The sequence below is a fragment of the Pseudomonas ficuserectae genome, from assembly GCF_024584585.1.
GTDB classification, from domain to species: Bacteria; Pseudomonadota; Gammaproteobacteria; order Pseudomonadales; family Pseudomonadaceae; genus Aquipseudomonas; species Aquipseudomonas amygdali.
Genome location: NZ_CP085684.1, coordinates 414,294 through 432,565 on the forward strand (window position 1 = coordinate 414,294; position 18,272 = coordinate 432,565).

At 60.3% G+C, this 18,272-nt stretch carries 18 protein-coding genes and 1 riboswitch; of the genes, 12 read left to right on the top strand and 6 right to left on the bottom strand.

Annotated elements, in window-relative coordinates:
• The first annotated feature begins 1 nt into the window (after position 1).
• The 7 genes from LJU29_RS01895 (at position 2) to madM (ending at position 4,770) form a co-directional block, all read left to right on the top strand.
• Positions 2-301, top strand: coding sequence for a malonate decarboxylase subunit delta (locus tag LJU29_RS01895; protein WP_004654333.1), 300 nt, complete (start codon positions 2-4; stop codon positions 299-301).
• On the top strand, positions 294-1,145 hold the full coding sequence (locus LJU29_RS01900) for a biotin-independent malonate decarboxylase subunit beta (protein WP_057452928.1): 852 nt from the start codon (positions 294-296) through the stop codon (positions 1,143-1,145). Before LJU29_RS01895 ends, LJU29_RS01900 begins: the two co-directional genes overlap by 8 nt.
• Positions 1,142-1,942, top strand: a complete 801-nt coding sequence (gene mdcE, locus LJU29_RS01905) for a biotin-independent malonate decarboxylase subunit gamma (protein ID WP_005778738.1) — start codon at positions 1,142-1,144, stop codon at positions 1,940-1,942. Before LJU29_RS01900 ends, mdcE begins: the two co-directional genes overlap by 4 nt.
• Complete coding sequence (locus tag LJU29_RS01910) at positions 1,936-2,574, top strand: malonate decarboxylase holo-ACP synthase (RefSeq protein WP_054996840.1); 639 nt, start codon at positions 1,936-1,938, stop codon at positions 2,572-2,574. The genes mdcE and LJU29_RS01910 overlap by 7 nt, the downstream gene beginning before the upstream one ends.
• Positions 2,571-3,506: a malonate decarboxylase subunit epsilon gene (gene mdcH, locus LJU29_RS01915; protein ID WP_257111573.1), complete on the top strand. Its 936-nt coding sequence runs from the start codon at positions 2,571-2,573 to the stop codon at positions 3,504-3,506. Before LJU29_RS01910 ends, mdcH begins: the two co-directional genes overlap by 4 nt.
• A 69-nt stretch (positions 3,507-3,575) precedes the next feature.
• Complete coding sequence (gene madL / locus LJU29_RS01920; RefSeq protein ID WP_002551699.1) at positions 3,576-4,004, top strand: malonate transporter subunit MadL; 429 nt, start codon at positions 3,576-3,578, stop codon at positions 4,002-4,004.
• Position 4,005: 1 nt separating this feature from the next.
• Positions 4,006-4,770 carry a malonate transporter subunit MadM gene (madM, locus tag LJU29_RS01925; protein WP_054996838.1) on the top strand — a complete coding sequence of 255 codons (765 nt, stop codon included), beginning with the start codon at positions 4,006-4,008 and terminating at the stop codon, positions 4,768-4,770.
• A 10-nt stretch (positions 4,771-4,780) separates the two neighbouring features.
• Here the strand turns inward: madM and LJU29_RS01930 are convergent, their stop codons facing one another.
• Positions 4,781-5,707: a LysR family transcriptional regulator gene (locus LJU29_RS01930; RefSeq protein WP_057422118.1), complete on the bottom strand. Its 927-nt coding sequence runs from the start codon at positions 5,705-5,707 to the stop codon at positions 4,781-4,783.
• 154 nt (positions 5,708-5,861) lie between these two features.
• Here LJU29_RS01930 and trhA point away from each other — a divergent pair, with 154 nt between their 5' ends.
• The gene (gene trhA, locus LJU29_RS01935) at positions 5,862-6,476 is read left to right on the top strand and encodes a PAQR family membrane homeostasis protein TrhA (RefSeq protein WP_257111574.1); all 615 of its coding nucleotides are present in this window, start codon (positions 5,862-5,864) and stop codon (positions 6,474-6,476) included.
• Positions 6,477-6,497: 21 nt separating this feature from the next.
• On the opposite strand, the gene LJU29_RS01940 is transcribed toward trhA, so the two are convergent.
• Together LJU29_RS01940 and LJU29_RS01945 are read right to left on the bottom strand one after the other, a co-directional pair.
• Complete coding sequence (locus tag LJU29_RS01940) at positions 6,498-7,217, bottom strand: 16S rRNA (uracil(1498)-N(3))-methyltransferase (protein WP_257111575.1); 720 nt, start codon at positions 7,215-7,217, stop codon at positions 6,498-6,500.
• Between the two features lie 143 nt (positions 7,218-7,360).
• Positions 7,361-8,767 carry an adenosylmethionine--8-amino-7-oxononanoate transaminase gene (locus LJU29_RS01945; protein ID WP_057422119.1) on the bottom strand — a complete coding sequence of 469 codons (1,407 nt, stop codon included), beginning with the start codon at positions 8,765-8,767 and terminating at the stop codon, positions 7,361-7,363.
• Positions 8,768-8,976: 209 nt separating this feature from the next.
• Between LJU29_RS01945 and LJU29_RS01950 the strand changes: the two genes are divergently transcribed.
• The 3 genes from LJU29_RS01950 to LJU29_RS01960 all read left to right on the top strand — a co-directional run bounded on the left by LJU29_RS01950 (position 8,977) and on the right by LJU29_RS01960 (position 12,362).
• Positions 8,977-10,851, top strand: coding sequence for a flavin monoamine oxidase family protein (locus LJU29_RS01950; protein ID WP_257111576.1), 1,875 nt, complete (start codon positions 8,977-8,979; stop codon positions 10,849-10,851).
• 356 nt (positions 10,852-11,207) lie between these two features.
• Positions 11,208-11,756, top strand: a complete 549-nt coding sequence (locus tag LJU29_RS01955) for a cytochrome b (protein WP_002551706.1) — start codon at positions 11,208-11,210, stop codon at positions 11,754-11,756.
• A gap of 27 nt (positions 11,757-11,783) precedes the next feature.
• Positions 11,784-12,362 carry a YceI family protein gene (locus tag LJU29_RS01960; protein ID WP_005747871.1) on the top strand — a complete coding sequence of 193 codons (579 nt, stop codon included), beginning with the start codon at positions 11,784-11,786 and terminating at the stop codon, positions 12,360-12,362.
• Between the two features lie 441 nt (positions 12,363-12,803).
• Here the strand turns inward: LJU29_RS01960 and rhlE2 are convergent, their stop codons facing one another.
• The 3 genes from rhlE2 to ahcY form a co-directional block, all read right to left on the bottom strand.
• On the bottom strand, positions 12,804-14,681 hold the full coding sequence (gene rhlE2 / locus LJU29_RS01965) for an RNA helicase RhlE2 (protein WP_002551708.1): 1,878 nt from the start codon (positions 14,679-14,681) through the stop codon (positions 12,804-12,806).
• 311 nt (positions 14,682-14,992) lie between these two features.
• Positions 14,993-15,838, bottom strand: a complete 846-nt coding sequence (gene metF / locus LJU29_RS01970) for a methylenetetrahydrofolate reductase [NAD(P)H] (RefSeq protein ID WP_003366111.1) — start codon at positions 15,836-15,838, stop codon at positions 14,993-14,995.
• A 192-nt stretch (positions 15,839-16,030) separates the two neighbouring features.
• On the bottom strand, positions 16,031-17,440 hold the full coding sequence (gene ahcY, locus LJU29_RS01975) for an adenosylhomocysteinase (RefSeq protein ID WP_057454204.1): 1,410 nt from the start codon (positions 17,438-17,440) through the stop codon (positions 16,031-16,033).
• 23 nt (positions 17,441-17,463) lie between these two features.
• Positions 17,464-17,574: riboswitch (S-adenosyl-L-homocysteine riboswitch) on the bottom strand.
• 220 nt (positions 17,575-17,794) lie between these two features.
• On the opposite strand from ahcY, the gene LJU29_RS01980 reads away from it, so the two are divergent.
• Positions 17,795-18,190, top strand: coding sequence for an acyl-CoA thioesterase (locus tag LJU29_RS01980; protein WP_004409331.1), 396 nt, complete (start codon positions 17,795-17,797; stop codon positions 18,188-18,190).
• The last annotated feature ends 82 nt before the right edge of the window (positions 18,191-18,272 follow it).

An 18,272-nucleotide genomic window follows, 5' to 3' on the forward strand; every position in this document is an offset into this window, starting at 1 on the left:
AATGGAAACCCTGTCTTTTGAATTCCCTGCCGGACAGCCGCCCAAAGGCCGCGCGCTGGTAGGTGTGGTTGGCTCGGGCGATCTGGAAGTGCTGCTGGAGCCCGGTTCGCCAGGCAAGCTATCAATTCAGGTGGTGACCTCGGTCAACGGTGCCTCGCTGCGTTGGAAACATCTTTTCGAGCGCATGTTCGACGGCCAGACCCCGCCTGCGCTGAGCATCGACATCCACGACTTCGGGGCCACGCCCGGCGTGGTGCGCTTGCGTCTGGAGCAGGGCTTCGAGGAGATCGGTCATGACTGATAACGCACGTTTGCTGAGCCAGCACAGTTTCATCGAGCTCGGTGCCCGGCAGCGCGCCCGCGCTCTGCTGGATGCCGACAGCTTCCGCGAATTGCTTGGCCCGTTTGATCGCGTCATGTCGCCCTGGCTTGCCAGACAAGGCGTTGTCCCTCAAGCCGACGATGGCGTGGTGGTTGCCAAGGGCACTGTTGACGGGCGGCCGGTAGTCATTGCGGCCATTGAAGGCTCGTTTCAGGGCGGCAGCATGGGCGAAGTCGGCGGCGCAAAAATGGCAGGCGCGCTGGAGCTGGCTGCTGAAGACAACCGCAATGGCATTCCCACCGCTGCCATCGTGCTGCTGGAAACCGGCGGTGTGCGTTTGCAGGAAGCCAATCTGGGCCTGGCGGCGATTGCCGAGATTCATGCCGCGATGGTCGACTTGCGTCAGTACCAGCCAGTGATCGGCGTGGTTGCAGGCAGCGTCGGCTGTTTTGGCGGGATGTCCATTGCTGCGGGCTTGTGCAGCTATTTGCTGGTGACCCAGGAGGCCCGCTTGGGCCTGAACGGCCCACAGGTGATCGAGCAGGAAGCCGGCATCGAAGAATACGACTCCCGTGACCGCCCGTTTATCTGGAGCCTGACCGGTGGCGAACAGCGGTTTGCCAGTGATCTGGTGGACGGTTTTGCCGCAGACGATGTGGCCGATGTCCGGCAGCAGGTCAGCGGCTGGCTCAATCAGGGCGTACCGGCAGCGCATCGCAGCAGCCAGTACGAACTGTTTTTGCAGCGCCTCACCAGCCTCGACACCGAAGCGCAAATCGATCCGCAGAGTGTACGTACCCTTTATCAAGGAGCCCGGTCATGAGCTATTCACAACGGGGTTTGCACTGGTTCAACGCGTTGAGCGCAGGTGCTACGCAAGTTGACGGTCTGCCTGCCTCGCTCAAGGTCGCCGATGGCTCACTGGGCGACCAGCCGGTGCGCTTTGTGGCGGTGGTTGCCGATACCGGCAATCGTTTCCCTCGGGCGCGTCAGGGCGAGGTCGGTCTGCTGGAAGGCTGGGGCCTGGCCAAAGCTGTGGATGATGCCATCGAGCAGGACCGCGACCGCGCCGAAAAGCGTGCATTGATTGCGATTGTCGATGTGCCGAGCCAGGCCTATGGCCGCCGCGAAGAAGCGCTGGGCATTCATCAGGCGCTGGCTGGGGCGGTGGACAGCTATGCGCGGGCGCGTCTTGCCGGGCATGCGGTCATCGGTCTGCTGGTTGGCAAGGCGATGTCCGGCGCGTTTCTGGCCCACGGGTATCAGGCCAATCGGCTGATTGCACTGCGTGATCCCGGCGTGATGGTGCATGCGATGGGCAAGGCTTCCGCCGCTCGGGTAACACTGCGCAGTGTCGAAGACCTGGAAAAGCTCGCCGCCAGCATCCCGCCAATGGCCTACGACATTGACAGCTATGCCAGCCTTGGTCTGCTGTGGGAAACCCTCTCGGTCAGCCAGATCGAGCAGCCCACTGCGAACGACCTGACTCAGGTCCGCAATGTTCTGAGCAGTGCGATCAAAGACGTGCAGGCCAGCGGGGTCGACCTGAGCAGCCGTCTGGGCGCGAGCAATCGTGCGGCATCGGCTACCGTGCGCCAGTTGCTGCGGGCGCAATGGTGATCGACAGCGCTTGCGCAGTATTGCCCCATGATTTGCTGTGGGGCATACCACTGTCTGCCTTGCCGGACGATGCGCCCAAATGGGCGGTCGAAACGGTGCTGGCCGGGCAGCCGGTTGTGGTGCGTCGGCAGGCAGTGCCAGTCGGTCAAGTGGCCGTAGGGTTGCGCGGCTACGGTCGTGAGCAGCGCTATGCCGCGAGCATGCTGTTGACGGATGTCTATCGGCGGGTAACCCCCGAACAATTGGTCTTGTGCCCGGTCGAGAATATTCAGGACTGGCCCGCGTTGCGTGCCTTGCGCCAGGTCCGCCCGGTGATGGATGCGCTGGAACTGGTCTGGGGTGTCGGTGGCAGCGCCGGGTTCGAATTGGCCAGTGGTATTGCGGCGTTGAATCAGGACAGCGATCTGGACCTGATTTTGCGCACGCCTGAGCCGTTAAGTCGCAGTTGCGCAGCCGAATTGGTCGAGGCGCTGGAAACATCGGTCTGCCGGGTCGATGTCCAGCTGCAACTCGATCATGGCGCTGTGGCGCTGCGTGAATGGGCGCGCCCAGCGGGGCGGGTGTTGCTCAAGACCGCAGCAGGGGCGCGGCTGGTTGCAGACCCGTGGCATCTGATCGGGGCGTGCGCATGAGTAGCCTGTGGGTGTTTCCCGGTCAGGGCGCGCAGCAGGCCGGCATGCTGCATCAGTTACCCGACGACCCTGTTGTCCACGATTGCCTGCAGGAAGCTGCCGATGCTCTGGGCGAAGACGTACTGGCGTTGGACAGCACTCAGGCGCTGCAAGCGACTCGCGCCGTCCAGCTTTGCCTGTTGATCGCCGGTGTCGCCTGCGCCCGTCTGTTGCAGGCGCGTGACTGTGTGCCGGATTACGTTGCAGGGTTGTCCATCGGCGCTTATCCGGCAGCGGTGATCTCCGGGGCGCTGGCCTTTGACGATGCCGTGCGCCTGGTGGCGTTGCGCGGCGAGTTGATGCAGAACGCCTGGCCCGAAGGTTATGGCATGACTGCGGTGATCGGTCTGGAGCAGACACAGGTCGAGGCGCTGATCACGCAAGTACACAGCCCGCAAATGCCGGTGTTTCTCGCCAATATCAACGCCGACAACCAGATGGTGATATCGGGCAGCGCCGAGGCGATGCAGCAGGTCGGTCATTTGGCCAAGGCGTCGGGGGCCGCGGCGGTCAAGCGTCTTGCGGTCAGCGTGCCGTCGCATTGCGCCTTGCTGGAAGCTCCCGCGCAGCAACTGGCAGAAGCCTTTTCAAGGATTGCGTTGCAGGCACCGAAGATACGTTACCTCAGCGGCAGTACGGCGCGTCCGCTGCTGAATGCCGAAAAACTGCGTGACGACCTGGCCTTCAACATGTGCCGGGTCATCGATTGGCGCAGCACCGTGGAAACTGCCTGGGAGCGAGGCGTGCGCCTGCACATCGAATTGCCGCCCGGTGCCGTGTTGACCGGGCTGGCGCGCAAAGTCTTCCAGCAAGGAACAGCGCTGGCCTTTCAGGCTGCGCGTCTGGACAGCCTGATCGCGCTGTCGCACGAGGAGGGTCGCCGCACTCCATAGAGCCGCCGTGCAGCTGCTACGAAGGACAAAAACAACAACTTCAGCAATGCAAACAGAGGAATAACAACAATGATTATCTATGGTGTTGCACTACTGGCTATCTGCACGCTCGCGGGCGTGATTCTCGGTGACATGCTCGGCGTTCTGCTGGGCGTGAAATCCAATGTGGGCGGGGTCGGGATCGCCATGATCCTGTTGATCTGCGCACGTCTGTGGATGCAGAAACACGGCGGCATGACCAAGGACTGCGAAATGGGCGTGGGTTTCTGGGGCGCGCTGTACATACCGGTTGTGGTGGCGATGGCCGCGCAACAAAACGTTGTGACCGCACTCAAGGGCGGGCCGGTGGCGGTATTGGCCGCTGTCGGTTCTGTGGTGCTCTGCGCCTGCACCATCGCAGTGATCAGCCGCACCAATCGCGGCGAGCCTTTACCCAAGGAAGAGCCGCTGCTGACGCCTGTGATCAAGCCTGAAATAGCCCCGGCTGGAGGTCGCTGATATGTGGGACCTCATCGAGAAAGGACTTGAACACAACGGGCTGATCACCGCATTTGCCTTCGTCGGTATCATCATGTGGGTCTCGGTGGTGCTTTCAAAGCGCCTGACCTTCGGCCGGGTGCATGGCTCGGCCATCGCGATTGTCATCGGGCTGATTCTGGCCTGGGTCGGCGGCACGTTGACCGGCGGCCAGAAGGGGCTTGCCGATATGGCGCTGTTCTCAGGCATCGGCCTGATGGGCGGGGCGATGTTGCGTGACTTCGCCATCGTGGCGACTGCCTTTGAAGTGCAGGCAACCGAGGCACGCAAGGCCGGGCTGATCGGAGCAATTGCCTTGCTGTTGGGCACGATTCTGCCGTTTATCGTGGGCGCGAGCATTGCCTGGGTGTTTGGCTACCGCGATGCAATCAGCATGACCACCATTGGCGCGGGTGCTGTGACCTACATCGTCGGCCCGGTGACCGGTGCTGCGTTGGGTGCGACCTCCGACGTGATGGCCCTGTCGATTGCCACCGGCCTGATCAAGGCGATTCTGGTGATGGTCGGTACGCCCATGGCGGCGCGCTGGATGGGGCTGGACAACCCGCGTTCGGCGATGGTTTTCGGTGGTCTGGCGGGTACTGTCAGCGGCGTTACCGCAGGGCTGGCGGCAACGGATCGGCGTCTGGTGCCTTATGGCGCGCTGACCGCCACTTTTCATACCGGACTGGGCTGTCTGCTGGGGCCGTCGGCGCTGTATTTCATCGTGCGCGCAATCGTCGGTTAGATCCCTTCGATCAGGTCGCCTGCTCCAGCAGGCGATTCGCATACATCCGACACTCGGCCAGCAGCGCCAGCAGGTTAGGGTCTCGCTCTCTGGACTTGAGAAAGACCATGCCGATGTGTTGCTGCATCCGGTAGCGGCTCTGCAATGGAATCAGCCGCACGCGGTTTTCATACACTGCGGCTATGCGCCCCGGCAGCAGCGCATAGCCGACGCCGGAGCTGACCATGCTCAGCAGGGTGAAGATGTCATTGACCTGCATCGCCACTTTGGGCTCGAACCCGGCCTGCTGAAACACCCGTATGCCATCGCGATGAGTGGCAAAGCCTTGGGTGAGGGTGATAAATGTCGCTTCACGCAGGTCGCTGAGATCCACCTCGCTGTGCTCGGCAAACGGCGAGTCGGTGGGCACAGCCAGGAAGATATCGTCGGAAAACAACGCCAGCTGCTCGCAGTCCGGGTCCTGGGTGCTTTCATCCAGCGACACCAGCATGGCGTCGACTTCCATGTTCTTGAGCTTGTACAGCAGGTCCATGTTCGAACCCAGAATCAGGTCGATATTCAGCTCGCTGCGGCGGATTTTCAGGCCCATGATCAGTTGCGGAACCGTCTTGACGGTCAGTGAATACAAGGCCCCCAGGCGGAAGCGCGCCGCCGAAAAGCCTGCCGCCTGACGGGTCAGCTCTACGGTGGCGAGCACATCCTGCACCAGCTTCTGCGCACGCTCTTCCAGCACATACGCGCTTTCCAGCGGCGTAAGGTTGCGGCCTTCGTGTTTGAACAGCGGGCAACGCAGGGCGCTTTCCAACGAGTGAATGGCGCGGTGCACGCTGACGTTGCTGGTCTGCAACTCCTCCGCCGCCCGCGCCAGATTGCCGGTGCGCATGAAGGCCAGGAATATTTCCAGTTTCTTGAGCGTCAGTTCGTCATCGATCTGCATGTCGTGGCGCTGGTTATTGATGTGCGCTGATTGTGCACAAGTCGTGCGCCGATAGCTGCTTAAAATATCCGTCACTGAAACAGGGTGTTGCGATTTGTTTCAATAACCGCGAGCCTCTGCTCCCAGTGTTTTGCCACAAGAGGGTATTGAGCGGATGTATTACGGAGAAAAATTCAACGCCTGGTCCCACCTGGTGGGCGCAGTACTGGCCGGTGTCGGCGCAATCTGGTTATTGGTGATGGCGAGTCTGCACGGCGATGTCTGGAAGGTGGTCAGCATTGCGATCTATGGCGCCTGTCTGGTCACGCTGTACAGCGTTTCGACGATCTACCACAGCGTCAAGGGCCGTTCGAAATCGATCATGCAGAAGGTCGATCACTTTTCGATCTACCTGATGATTGCGGGCAGCTACACGCCGTTCTGTCTTGTGACATTGCGCGGCGCGTGGGGCTGGACCCTGTTCGGTATCGTCTGGGGGCTGGCGCTGATCGGCATTGTGCAGGAGATAAAACCCCGCTCTGAAGCGCGAATCATGTCCATCGTGATCTACGCCGTGATGGGCTGGATCGTCCTCGTGGCGGTCAAACCACTGATTGCTGCGCTCGGCCTGGCGGGCTTCATCTGGCTGGCCGGCGGCGGCGTGCTGTACACCGTCGGCATTCTGTTCTTCGCCTACGACCAGATCCGCCACTTTCACGGCATCTGGCACCTGTTCGTCATCAGCGGCAGTTTGATGCACTTCGTGGCGATTTGTTTTTATGTGCTGTGAGGAGGGGACGAGCATCAGTAGTCAGAAATCGCCCCACAGCTGTTGCGCCACGCTGAGCGCGACCACCGGGGCGGTTTCAGTGCGCAGAACACGCGGGCCGAGGCGCGCGGCGTGGAAGCCAGCGGCTTGCGCCTGATCGACTTCTGCGTCGTTCAAGCCGCCTTCCGGACCAATCAGGAAGGCCAGGCTGGCTGGCTTGTCATGGCTGGTCAGCGGCTCGGCCACCGGGTGCAGGACCAGTTTCAGGTCGGCCTCGGTATGCTTGATCCACTCGTCCAGCGGCATCGGCGCATGAATCACCGGCACCACCGAGCGACCGCACTGCTCGCAGGCGCTGATAGCGATCTGTTGCCAATGCGCCTGGCGCTTTTCGGCGCGCTCGTCCTTGAGACGCACCTCACAGCGCTCGCTGACAATCGGGGTAATTTCGCCGACGCCCAGCTCGGTAGCCTTCTGAATAGCCCAGTCCATGCGTTCACCACGCGACAGGCCCTGGCCCAGATGAATGCGCAGCCCTGACTCGACTTGCCCGGCAAAGCTTTCGGTCAGTTGCACATGCACGCGCTTCTTGCCGACTTCCAGCAAGGTGCCGCGAAACTCCTGGCCCGATCCGTCGAACAGTTGTAACGCGTCACCTTCGGTCATGCGCAGCACGCGGCTGATGTAATGCGCCTGGGCCTCAGGCAGTTCGTGCTCGCCCAGGCTAAGCGGCGCTTCAGTAAAAAAGCGGGAGAGTCTCATGGTGTGTCTCGGTTCCGGTGTTGTTTTGTGATGGCCGCTTTCGCGGACAAGTCCGCTCCCACATTAATGCGGTGTTGCCCGGGCCGCTCGTGGGAGCGGACTTGTCCGCGAAGGCGTCAGTCGCGGCGCCGCAAATTCCAGCCCTAGCCCGGATCTCTGAAATCCGGATGAAAGTTCTCGCGCACGGCAACACTGACACTGCTGCGCGTAGCGATATCAATGCCCTTGGTGGCCACCTCGGCCAGAAAATCGATCTGCTCCGGGGTAATCACGTACGGCGGCAGAAAATACACCACACTGCCCAGTGGTCGCAGCAATGCACCGCGCTCCAGCGCATGCTGAAAGACCTTCATGCCACGCCGTTCCTGCCACGGGTAGGCGGTCTTGGTGGCTTTGTCCTGAACCATTTCGATAGCGATGGCCATGCCGGTCTGACGCACTTCCGCCACATGTGGATGGTCCACCAGATGCGCCGTGGCTGTCGCCATACGCTGCGCCAGGGCCTTGTTGTTTTCGATGACGTTGTCCTGCTCGAAGATATCCAGTGTCGCCAGCGCCGCCGCACAGGCCAGCGGGTTGCCGGTGTAACTGTGTGAGTGCAGAAACGCGCGCAGCGTTGGGTAGTCGTCGTAGAACGCGTCGTACACATCATCGGTGGTCAGGCAGGCCGCCAGCGGCAGGTAGCCACCGGTCAGCGCCTTGGACAGGCACAGGAAATCCGGACGGATGCCGGCCTGTTCACAGGCGAACATGGTTCCGGTGCGGCCGAAACCTACGGCGATTTCATCGTGGATCAGGTGCACGCCATAGCGGTCGCAGGCGTCGCGCAGCAGCTTGAGGTAGACCGGGTGATACATGCGCATGCCGCCTGCGCCCTGAATCAGCGGTTCGACGATCACTGCCGCAACGCTGGCGTGGTGTTCGGCGAGGGTCTGCTCCATGGCGGCGAACATGTTGCGCGAATGCTCTTCCCAGCTCATGCCTTCCGGGCGGTGATAGCAGTCGGGGCTCGGCACCTTGATGGTGTCGAGCAGCAGCGCCTTGTAGGTTTCGGTAAACAGCGGCACGTCGCCCACCGACATCGCCGCCATGGTCTCACCGTGGTAGCTGTTGGTCAGGGTGACGAAGCGCTTCTTGTCCGGCTGGCCGCGATTGAGCCAGTAGTGAAAGCTCATCTTCAGCGCGACTTCAATGCACGATGAGCCATTGTCGGCGTAGAAGCAGCGGTTGAGGCCTTCAGGGGTCAGTTTGACCAGCCGTTCCGACAGCTCGATGACCGGCTGATGACTGAAACCGGCAAGAATCACGTGCTCCAGTTGGTCGACCTGATCCTTGATGCGCTGGTTGATGCGCGGGTTGGCGTGTCCGAAAACGTTGACCCACCAGGAACTGACAGCGTCCAGATAACGCTTGCCTTCGAAGTCTTCAAGCCATACGCCTTCACCGCGCTTGATCGGTATCAACGGCAGATTTTCGTGGTCTTTCATCTGGGTGCAGGGGTGCCACAGGACCTTCAGGTCACGTTGCATCCACTGGTCATTGAGGCCCATTTTCAATCTCCGGGTAGCGACTCGCCTGATGCGAGGACGAACAATCGCGCAAGCCTATGCAATGCCCGGCTGCGGAACAACCTTTGATGCAGTTTTAACAGCTGATGGACATTGCTGGCGGCTATTTGATGGCTCGCGTATCCTGCGCAGCAAGTCGATGTGCCGGGCTGACTTGCCCAATCTTCCCTATGTTTTCTGGAGTTCGCCGAATGCTTTCTGGTTGGCTGCGCGCCTGTGCGCTGATAGTGGCAGGGTTGGTCAGCGTTTCGACGCTCGCCGATGAAAAACAACGAACCGCCATTGTCGTCGGTGGTGGTCTGGCAGGCTTGACCGCTGCCTATGAACTGCAGGCCAAAGGCTGGCAGGTGACGCTACTGGAAGCCAAGCCCAGCCTGGGCGGACGTTCCGGTCTGGCGACCAGCGAGTGGATCGGCAACACCAAGGCTCAGCCTGTGCTGAACCGCTACCTGGACAGCTTCAAGCTGACGACCGTGCCTGCGCCTGAATTTGTTCGCACGCCCAGCTACCTGATCGACGGTGTGTACTTCACCCAGGCTGACCTGGCCGTCAAACAGCCTGCGACCGCCGAAGCCATCAAGCGCTACAACGACACGCTGGACAACCTCGCGCGCTCGGTTGACGACTCGGAAAACCCCGCTTCCAACAGCACCTTGTTCGCGCTGGACCAGATCAACGTCGCCAACTGGCTGGACCGCCTGAACCTGCCTGCCACAGCGCGTCAGTTGATCAACCAGCAGATCCGTACCCGCTACGACGAGCCTTCGCGCCTGTCGCTGCTGTACCTTGCCCAGCAATCGCGGGTTTATCGCTCGGTCGACGAGCGTGACTTGCGTGCTGCGCGCCTGCCCGGTGGCAGTGCGGTGCTGACCCAGGCGTTCGTCAAGCAGCTCAAGACCGTCAAGACCAATTCGCCGGTGACGGCAGTCGTTCAGGAGAAGGACAAGGTCACCGTCAAGGCTGGCGCAACCAGCTACACCGCAGATTACGTGGTCATGGCCGTACCGCTGCGCTCGCTGGGCAAGATCCAGATGACGCCTGCGCTGGACGCTCAGCACATGGGCGCGATCAAGAGCACCAACTACGGCTGGCGCGACCAGATCATGCTCAAGTTCAAGACCCCGGTCTGGGACAGCAAGGCACGCATGTCCGGTGAAGTATTCAGCAACACCGGTCTGGGCATGTTGTGGGTAGAGCCCGCGCTCAAGGGCGGCGCCAACGTGGTGATCAACCTGTCCGGCGACAACGCACGCATCATGCAGGCCTTCGGCGACAAGCAGATGGTTGATCAGGTATTGATCCGCCTGCATGCGTTCTACCCTGAAGCACGTGGCGCTTACACCGGCTATGAAATCCGCCGTTACAGCGTCGACCCGTCCACGGGCGGTTCTTACCTGGCGTTCGGCCCCGGCCAGATCAGTAAATACTGGCGTCTGTGGGAGCGGCCGATTCTGCGTGTAGCCTTCGCTGGCGAGCACACCGACACCTTGTACCCCGGCACTCTGGAAGGTGCCTTGCGCAGCGGTCAGCGTGCGGCCGGTCAGGTCCAGGATCTGGCGGCTGGCAAGTCGTTCGAACCGGTCAAGGTTGCACCGCCGAAAGCACCGGCCCCGGCTTCGCAGAAGTCCGAAGGCAATTTCGTCAGCAACCTGTTCGGTGGTTCGTCCGACAAACCGGCTGAACCTGCCAAGCCGCAGGCCGACAAGCCAGGCTTCTTCTCGCGCATGTTTGGTGGTGGTGAAGAACCGGCCCCGGCACCTGCTCCGGTAGAGAAGGCCCCGGAACCGGCTGCAGCTCCAGCACCTGTTACCGCGCCAGCACCCGTGGTTGCGCCGGTTGTCCAGCCTGCCAAGCCGCCGGTAAAAGCCGAGCCTGCGAAGAAACCGGCGACCAAGGCTGAGCCTGAGAAAAAGCTGCAGAGCAAGGAAGCCGCCAAAAAAGAAGCGGCGAAGAAAGAAGCAGCAAAAAAGGAAGCTGCGAAAAAGGAAGCTGCGAAAAAGGCTCAGAGCAAACCGGCTCCTGCCAAAACCCCTGCTGAAACAGCGCCCGCAGACGTTAACAACTGACCGGGCAATAGCTGAGCGAAAGAGGACGCGGTGTATGCCGCGTCCTTTTTTTATGCGCGCTGAATTCGTTCTGTCTGTGTGGGCTGGGGATATCTGAGCGGATCATGCCGTTCATCGGTATCGAACGGCCGATGGTCATTGCAAAGTATTACTGACGGCAAATTATCGAGATGCTGCCGCAGCGAGGACAGCCTGAGATGCTGTAAAGCCTGTCAGGTGTTGGTGTAACCAGCAGAACCGGCGTACGAAAGGTCAAGCAGACCTATCGTATTGTTCGATACGTCCGAGCGAAATTTTGCGCTTTCATTCGATAGATAAAAAGCTAGTCTGGTAACACTTCTGACAAGGTACTGGTAATGCAGCTACGTAATTCATCCTCTCGCTACGGTCTGGTCAGCATGGTGCTGCACTGGGGTGTGGCTGCTGTCGTGTTTGGAATGTTTGCGCTGGGGCTGTGGATGGTCGGGCTGGATTACTACGATACGTGGCGCAAGGCGGGCCCTGATCTGCACAAGAGCATCGGCATCACGCTGTTTGCAATCATGCTGATCCGCGTGGTCTGGCGTCTGCTCAGTCCGCCACCGCCGCCGTTGACCAGCTACAGTAAGTTGACGCGCATCGGTGCTGCATTCGGCCATCTGTTTTTGTACGTCGCACTGTTTGCCGTGATGTTCGCCGGGTATCTCATTTCCACCGCCGACGGCGTGGGGATTCCAGTATTCGGCCTGTTCGATGTGCCCGCGCTGGTGTCGGGCCTTCCTGATCAGGCAGAAACGGCGGGCTGGATTCACCTGTATCTGGCCTGGGTCATCGTGATATTCGCGGGGCTCCATGGTCTTGCTGCATTGAAACACCACTTCATCGATCGCGATGTGACCCTCAAGCGCATGCTGGGTCGTAATTGATTGTTCAACCAAAACGGGAATAAAAGCATGTTGAAGAAGTCTCTCGCCGCTCTGGCTCTGGGTACCGCACTGTTGTCTGCTGGCCAGGCCATGGCCGCCGACTACGTTATCGACAAGGAAGGTCAACACGCATTCGTTGACTTCAAGATCAGCCACCTGGGCTACAGCTTCATTCACGGTACCTTCAAGGACTGGAACGGCACGTTCAGCTTCGACGCTGCCAAGCCTGAAGCCAGCAAAATCAATGTCGAGCTGAAAACCGCCAGCCTGTTCACCAACCACGCCGAGCGCGACAAACACATCTCCAGCAAGGATTTCCTGGACGTTGCCAAATACCCGGAAGCCAAATTCGTTTCCACCGCAGTCAAATCGACTGGCGAGAAAACGGCTGACGTCACTGGCGACCTGACCCTGCACGGCGTGACCAAGCCAATCGTCATCAAGGCAACCTTCAACGGCGAAGGCAAGGATCCGTGGGGCGGCTACCGTGCCGGCTTCAACGGTACTTCGACGCTGAACCTGAACGACTTCGGCATCAAGGGCCCAGGCCCGACGTCGCAGACGCTGGATCTGGACATCAGCTTCGAAGGCGTACAGAAGAAGTAATTGCACGCTTGATCGAAAAAACGCCGACCCTTGGGTCGGCGTTTTTGTTGGTGCGATGAAACGTCTTGGGATGACTATCGTGCCAATGCTCTGCGTTGACATGCAGTTCGTGACGCTCTGCGTCACAGATCGGCGCCGCGCTGCCGTCTCAAGATCGGACGCAGAGCGTCCAGGACTGCGCTACCACGCAGAGCGTGGGAGCGATGAATAAAGCGCTTCTTTATTACAGTGGCACTGACGTCGCAGAACCTGTGTTTGACGCGGAGCGCAACAAAGAGGACGCAGAGCGTCCAGAACTGCATGCCGACGCGGAGCGTCGGCACGATAGTCAATATCAAGGCTGCGCTACCACGCAGAGCGTGGGAGCGATATCAACATCCTCCAGGGCCACAAACAAAAACGCCCCGAGCAGGTCGGGGCGTTTTTAGTGTTGCGTGGCTATCAGCTGTCGCGATTGCGGGTCAGCAGGGCCGGTTTTTCACCGCGTGGGCGTGTTGGCAACTGGTCCAGTTGCTCGGCAGACGGGAAACGGTCGATCTTGGATTCCTTGTGCACGATCTTCGGCTGAGGTTGACCGTCGCGCGGGGCACGCACGGCTGGCTCCTGACCTTCACGCGGCAAGGGCTGATCTTCACGTGCCGGGCGACGACCGCGCGGCTGGCCATCACGCGAACGCGGAGCCGACGAACCCGAACCGTTGCGCTTTGGCGCGCCAGTACCGGAACCGTTACGAGCGCCGCCCGCAGGTCGACCCGAATTGGCTGGGCGAGCTGCGCCGCCAGCAGCCGGTGCTGCACCGGGCGCAGCAGCAGGACGACGACCACGGTTCTGGCCTTTGCCCTGATAAGGACTGACGTAGTCAGCACGATTGCCGAAGTTGTCTACTTCATCATCGCGGAACTCGTCCGGCGCACGATCGGCTGCCGGGCGCGGTATGGATGGCTGCGATGCACGCTGTTCGCTGCGAGGCGTGCCCTCACGAGGTTTTTTTTCGCGTGGCTGCCTTGCAGGGCGTTCGCCAGTGGCGGCTGCAGCGGCAGGTTTTTCCTTGCCTTTGTCCTTGCCCTTGTCGCGACGACCGCCGTTGTTCTTGTCGCCGGCAGGACGTGCACCACGGGAGTTTCGAACATCCGGACGCTCACGCACTTCCGGTTTTTCAGCCTCGACTGCGGTGATGTCGAAGCCCATCAGGTCGCCATCGGCGATCTTCTGTTTAGTCATGCGCTCAATGCTTTTGAGCAGCTTCTCTTCGTCCGGCGCAACCAGGGAAATGGCTTCGCCCGAACGACCGGCCCGGCCGGTACGACCGATACGGTGAACGTAGTCTTCGTCGACGTTGGGCAGCTCGAAGTTGACGACATGCGGCAGCTGGTCGATATCCAGGCCGCGTGCGGCGATATCGGTCGCAACCATGATGCGTACATCACCTGCCTTGAAGTCGGCCAGTGCCTTGGTACGGGCGTTCTGGCTCTTGTTGCCGTGGATCGCGACAGCCGCAAGGCCGTGCTTGTCCAGGTACTCGGCCAGACGGTTGGCGCCGTGCTTGGTGCGGGTGAAGACCAGCACCTGTTCCCAGGCACCGACGGTAATCAGGTGCGCCAGCAGCGAACGCTTGTGATTGGCGGCAAGGCGGAAAACCCGTTGCTCGATACGCTCGACCGTGGTGTTCGGCGGCGTGACTTCGATGCGCTCTGGGTTGTGCAGCAGCTTGCCGGCCAATGACGTGATGTCATTGGAGAAGGTTGCCGAGAACAGCAGGTTCTGGCGCTTGGCCGGCAGACGCGCGAGGACCTTTTTCACGTCATGGACGAAGCCCATGTCGAGCATCCGGTCTGCTTCATCGAGCACCAGGATTTCAACGTGGGACAAATCGACACTGCCTTGACCGGCCAGGTCGAGCAGGCGGCCGGGGCAGGCCACCAGGACGTCCACGCCACGGGACATGGCCTGAACCTGAGGGTTCATGCCGACGCCGCCGAAGATGCAGGCGCTGACGAACTTCAGGTCGCGGGCATAGAGCTTGAAGCTCTCGTGCACCTGTGCGGCCAGTTCGCGAGTGGGGGTCAGGACCAGAACGCGTGGTTGACGCGGGCCATGACGCTGGGATTTGTCCGGAACACCATTGGGAAACAGCCGCTCCAGAATTGGGAGGGCGAAACCGCCGGTTTTACCAGTACCGGTCTGTGCCGCAACCATCAGGTCGCGACCTTGCAACACGGCGGGAATGGCCCGCTGTTGCACGGGGGTAGGCTGGGTATAGCCCGCTGCCTCGATGGCGCGGACTAAAGCCTCGGAGAGACCGAGGGAAGCAAAGGACATGAGTAATCCTGTTCTGTTGGAGCTTAAGCTCAAGGGATGTCTTGCCTGGCGCGAATGGCGTGTAAAGACAACGCGATCCCGTCCGGTCCTGCCGGGTCTTCAGTGCATTCCGTGACGTCTGCGCTTGATGAAAATTGCGCTGTTGGCGTGAACGGATGACGATTGCAAGACCGGGCGTCCGGGCGTAAGCCTGGCGGGAAGGCTGGAGTATAACAGAGCGAGCGCAATACGCCGCTTTCCTGCTGCCCAACGGTGTATGAGGCCGCGATCCCCCGGAAATTACCGGTCGGACCGCGGTGCCGCAGCCGTTTTCAGCGTGGCAGTTGCAGGTTGTTCCACACCGCCAGGCTCGGTTCTGCCTGGTTCAGCGTGTAGAAATGCAGGCCGGGGGCGCCGCCTTGCAGCAGTCGTTCGCACATCTGCGTGATGACTTCTTCGCCAAACGCCTGGATGCTTTGCACGTCATCGCCGTAGGCTTCCAGCTGTTTACGGATCCAGCGCGGGATTTCCGCACCGCAGGCATCCGAGAAACGCGCCAGCTTGCTGTAGTTGGTGATCGGCATGATGCCCGGCACCATCGGAATGCTGACGCCCATCTTCTCGACCCGCTCGACGAAGTTGAAATAGCTGTCGGCGTTGAAGAAGTACTGCGTGATCGCACTGTCGGCGCCGGCGTTGGCCTTGTTGACGAAGTGCTTGAGGTCGTCTTCGAAATTGCGCGCCTGCGGATGCATTTCCGGGTAGGCGGCGACTTCGATGTGGAAATGGCTGCCGCTTTCCTGGCGAATGAAGCTCACCAGGTCATTGGCGTGACGCAGCTCACCGCTGGCCATGCCCATGCCGGAAGGCAGGTCGCCGCGCAGTGCCACGATGCGTTTGATGCCCGCATCCTTGTACTGCGCCAACAGGTTGCGCAGGTCGTCCTTGCTGTCGCCCACGCAGGACAAATGCGGTGCAGCAGGGACTTTGATCTCGTTTTCCAGCTGCAGCACGGTATTGAGCGTGCGGTCGCGGGTCGAGCCACCGGCACCGTAGGTGCAGGAGAAAAAATCGGGGTTGTACGTAGCGAGCTGACGAGCAACGGTCAGCAGCTTTTCATGTCCAGCGTCGGTCTTGGTAGGAAAGAACTCGAAGCTGAAGCGGCGTTCTTGGCTCATGGAGGCCGATCTCGATATAGAAACGAACACATACTTTGTAGGAGCGGACTTGTCCGCAAAGGCTTTATTTCAGACGCTGCATCTTGATTGAATGCACAGGCCCCTTCGCGGACAAGTCCGCTCCCACAGATAATTGCCAACTGAGAGAGTGAGAGGCGTCAGGAACGCCGCGCACTCTTCACAGAAGATCAATCAGTAGCGATAAGCGTGCGGCTTGAACGGACCTTCGACGGTCACGCCGATGTAATCGGCCTGGGTCTTGGTCAGCTTGGTCACAACGCCGCCGAAGCCGCGGACCATTTCCAGGGCCACTTCTTCGTCGAGTTTCTTCGGCAGCACTTCAACGGTCAGACGCTCGGCCTTTTTGGCCGGTGCCAGGTCAGCGTACTTCTGCTCGAAGAGGAAGATCTGCGCCAGAACCTGGTTGGCGAACGAGCCATCCATGATGCGGCTTGGGTGGCCAGTGGCGTTACCCAGGTTTACCAGACGGCCTTCGGCCAGCAGGATCAGGTAGTCGTCGTTCTGTGCGTCGAACGAGCCTGGGCCGGTGCGATGGATCTTGTGAACCTGTGGCTTCACTTCTTCCCATGCCCAGTTCTTGCGCATGAAAGCGGTGTCGATTTCGTTGTCAAAGTGACCGATGTTGCACACCACAGCGCGTTTTTTCAGCGCTTTGAGCATGTTCGAATCACAAACGTTGACGTTACCGGTGGTGGTCACGATCAGGTCGATCTTGCCCAGCAGCGCTTTGTCGATGCTTGCTTCAGTGCCGTCGTTTTCGCCGTCGATGAACGGGGAGACCAGCTCGAAACCGTCCATGCAGGCCTGCATGGCGCAGATCGGGTCGACTTCGGTCACTTTGACGATCATGCCTTCCTGACGCAGGGACTGGGCCGAGCCCTTGCCCACGTCACCGTAGCCGATCACCAGTGCCTGCTTGCCGGACAGCAAGTGGTCGGTGCCGCGCTTGATGGCGTCGTTCAGGCTGTGACGGCAGCCGTACTTGTTGTCGTTCTTGCTCTTGGTCACCGAGTCGTTGACGTTGATGGCCGGGATTTTCAGCTCGCCCTTGGCCAGCATGTCCAGCAGGCGGTGAACACCCGTGGTGGTTTCTTCGGTAACGCCGTGGATCTTTTCCAGCATCGCCGGGTATTTCTTGTGGATGATCTCGGTCAGGTCGCCGCCGTCGTCGAGAATCATGTTGGCGTCCCATGGCTGGCCATCCTTGAGGATGGTCTGCTCGATGCACCACTCGTATTCTTCTTCGGTTTCGCCCTTCCAGGCGAACACAGGAATGCCGGCAGCGGCAATGGCAGCGGCGGCCTGGTCCTGAGTGGAGAAAATGTTGCACGACGACCAGCGAACTTCGGCACCCAGGGCAACCAGGGTTTCGATCAGCACGGCGGTCTGAATAGTCATGTGGATGCAGCCGAGAATTTTCGCGCCCTTGAGCGGCTGGTCACCGGCGTATTTGCGGCGCAGACCCATCAGGGCAGGCATTTCGGATTCGGCAATGATGGTTTCGCGACGACCCCAGGCGGCCAGGGAAATGTCGGCAACCTTGTAGTCATTAAATTCTGCGGGCGTGATTACAGCACTCATTGAGAGTCTCCATTCCATAAAAATGCGAATGGGCGCCGTTGTGCGTTTAAGGTTTGCCGGTCGAGGATCGTCCTGGCAAACAACGCCCCATCCGAGCCTGACAGGGAAAACCTGCTGCAGCGCCCCTCGGACAGGTGGCGGGAACGGTATCAAGCGTGGATGACCGTTTTGAAACGTTGGGCAGTATAGCTGCGCTCGCGATTCTTCCCAAGGCTTTCTGTCGGTTTAAAGGCCATACAATTGCCATCTGTCTGTAATCGAGTCTATGCACATTCGCTATGACACAGGCATGGGCGCGGGCCGTCGGCTCTGCCATCATGCACGTCTCTACCGGCCAGACGCTCAGGAGTGAACATGAATTTCCACACCCGCAAGTGGGTCAAGCCCGAAGACCTCAACCCCAACGGCACGTTGTTCGGCGGTAGCCTGCTGCGCTGGATCGATGAAGAAGCGGCGATCTACGCGATCGTTCAACTGGGTAATCAGCGGGTGGTGACCAAGTACATCTCTGAAATCAACTTTGTCAGCGCCTCGCGTCAGGGCGACATCATTGAGCTAGGCATCACCGCCACAGAATTCGGCCGCACCTCGATCACCCTCAAGTGCCAGGTGCGCAACAAGATCACCCGCAAAAGCATTTTGACTGTCGACAAGATCGTCTTCGTCAACCTCGACGAAGACGGCCAGCCAGCGCCGCATGGCCGGACTGAAATCCGCTATATAAAGGACCAGTTCGACGTAGAGGATTGAGGCTCGGGTCGCTGAAGAGCGGACGCAGAGCGTCCAGAACGGCATGCGACGCGGAGCGTCGCACGATAGTGTTCTTGCGCAA